This window comes from Streptomyces viridochromogenes DSM 40736 (genome assembly GCF_000158955.1).
Taxonomy (GTDB): domain Bacteria; phylum Actinomycetota; class Actinomycetes; order Streptomycetales; family Streptomycetaceae; genus Streptomyces; species Streptomyces venetus.
On sequence record NZ_GG657757.1, the window covers coordinates 1,088,545 to 1,091,463 of the forward strand.

The 2,919-nt window shown below is 71.6% G+C and carries 1 protein-coding gene; it reads right to left on the reverse strand.

Going from position 1 to position 2,919, the window contains the following annotated elements; genetic code table 11:
• Positions 1 to 2,919, reverse strand: a 2,919-nt coding sequence (locus SSQG_RS04645; RefSeq protein WP_158681007.1) for a type I polyketide synthase, incomplete at both ends; no start/stop codon positions are given.

The following is a 2,919-nucleotide window of genomic DNA, read 5'->3' on the forward strand; positions in this document are numbered from 1 at the left end:
ACACCACCGCCCGCGACGAAGCGGGGAGATCGTCGAGGTCGGTGATGGTGGGAAGGCCCCAGGTGTCTTCCGTGCCGGTGTCGTGGGGTGTCCACACGACGGTGTCAGTGACCGTCGGCTGGGACGGTGTGGGTAGATCCGGCCAGGCCAGGGCGAACAGGCCCCGCGCACCGGCGGTGCTGGTGGGCTGGAGTTCGGCTGCGTCCAGGCGGCGGGCGGTCAGCTGCTCGACCACAGCGACGGGCTCACCGGTCACGTCGTAGAGGTCCATCCGCACACTGCCCTCGCCCAGCGGCGTGATCCGCACCCGCAGGCGGGTGGCGCCGGTGGCCAGCAGCCGCACACCGTTCCACGCGAACGGCAGCCACACCCCGTCCTGGTCCAGCACCTCACTGAACTGCAGCAGATGCGCGGCCGCGTCACACAGGGCCGGGTGCAACCCGAACCGAGCCGCCTCCTCCGCCGCCGACTCCGGCAGCTCGATCTCTCCGTAGACGTCCTGGCCCTGCCGCCAGGCCGCCCGCACCCCCCGGAACACCGGCCCATAGGCATACCCCCGCCCCGCCAACTCCTCGTAGAGGCAGGAGACATCGATCGCCTCCGCACCCGACGGCGGCCACACACCCACAGGTCCCACATCGGACGTGCTGCCGTGAGCGATCACCGCCTGCGCGTGCTGGGTCCAGACGCTGTCGGTGCCGGCGGGTCGGGAGCACACCACGACCTGACGCCCGCCGTCGTCCCCGGCCGGTTCGATGACGATCTGCAGATCCACGTCCCCGCTGTCGGGCAACAGCAAGGGTGCCTGCACGACCAGTTCCTCGACCACCTGGCAGCCGACCTGGTCCGCCGCCCGCAACACCAGATCCATGAACCCGGTACCGGGGAAGAGCACCTGCCCGGACACGGCGTGATCGGCCAGCCAACGCTGCCGGGAACGGGACAGACGCCCGCACAGCACCACTGTCCCTCCGGCAGCTACCTCCACCACCGCCGAGACCAGACCGTGCTCGACCGCGCCCAGCCCCATACCGGAGGCGTCTCCTGTTCCGTTGGTGCGTTCCAGCCAGAACCGTGACCGGTCGAAGGCATACGTCGGCAACTCCACCGGCTCCGCTTCCGGCAGCAGCGAGTCCCACGCGACATCCACCCCGGCCGTCCACAGGGTGCCCGCGCTGGTGAGGAACCGGCGCAGTCCGCCGTCATCGCGCCGCAGCGTCCCGGTCACCGTCACCTGGGCTCCGGGCACGGTGTCGACGGTTTCCCCGATGCCGGGTGTCAGGACCGGGTGGGCGCTGCACTCGACGAGGGTGGTGAACCCGTCGGCGAGCAGACCGCGCACCGCCTGCTCGAACTCCACCCGTCCACGGAGGTTGGCATACCAGTAGTGGCCGTCCATCTCCGGCCCGGTGAGCACCTCGCCGCGCAGTGTCGAGTACACCGGCACCTGCCCGGCGCGCGGCCGGACGGACGCCAGATCAGCCTCGATGCGCCGGCGGACCTGCTCGACGTGCGCGGAGTGGGAGGCGTAGTCGACGTCGATCCGCCGCGCCCGCACCCCCGACCCCGTCAGCCCGGCCACCAGGCCGGCGATCTCCTCCGCACCCCCGGACACCACCGTGGAGGATGGCCCGTTCACGGCGGCCACACTCACCGACTCCAGGCCCGCGATGCGCTCCTGAACCTCCGCGCACCCCAGGGCCACCGAGGCCATGGCGCCCTGCCCGCAGATCTCCACCAACGCTTGGGAACGGGCCACCACCACCCGCACCGCGTCCTCCAGCGACAGCACCCCGGCCACATGCGCGGCCGCGATCTCGCCCTGGGAGTGACCGACCACGGCCGAGGGCGTCACGCCCACCGACTCCCACAGCCGGGCCAGGCCCACCATCACCGAGAACATCACCGGCTGCACCACATCCACCCGGTCAAAGCCAGGCGTCCCGGGCTTCTGCCGCAGGACCTCCACCACGGACCAGCCGGCCAACTCCTCCACCATCGCCGAGCACTCACCCACCACCCGGGCGAACACCTCACTCGCGGCGAGCAGCTCCACCCCCATCTCCACCCACTGCCACCCCTGCCCCGGAAACACGAAGACCACCTTCGACTCCGTACCGACAACGCCCTGAGCGGCGCCGACAGAGAGGTCACCTGACAGGAAGGACTCCAGCCCCTCCACGAGCTCCTCAGCCGACTCACCCACCACCGCGAGCCGATGCCGCAGCCGCTCGCGCCCCGCCAACGCGGCCGCCACCGATCCGGCACCTACCTCGGGCCGTTGCTCCAGGAAGGACACCAACCGCTCGGCCTGGCCCCGCAGCCCGCCCGCACTGGCCCCGGACAGCACCCACGACACCAGCCCCGCACCATCACCCACGGGCTCGGCAGCGGGCTCCTCCGCAGGCGCCTCCTCCACGATGACGTGGGCGTTCGTGCCGCTCACTCCGAAGGACGACACACCCGCCCGGCGCACCCGCTCCCCGCGCGCCCACGCGACCCCATCAGCCAGCAGCGAGACCGACCCGGCCGACCAGTCCACCATCGGCGTCGGCTCACCCGCATACAAAGACGGCGGCAACTCCCCCTGCCGCAACGCCATCACCATCTTGATCACACCCGCCACACCCGCGGCGGCGACGGAGTGGCCGATGTTGGACTTCATGGATCCGAGCCACAGCGGACGGCCCTCGGGGCGGTCCTGGCCGTACGTGGCGATCAGCGCCTGCGCCTCGATCGGGTCGCCCAGCTTCGTGCCCGTGCCGTGCGCCTCCACCGCATCCACGTCCGCCGCCGTGAGACCGGCGTTGTCCAGCGCGGCCCGGATCACCCGCTGCTGCGACGGCCCGTTAGGAGCGGTCAGCCCGCTGCTCGCGCCGTCCTGGTTGACCGCAGAGCCACGCACCACACCCAGCACCC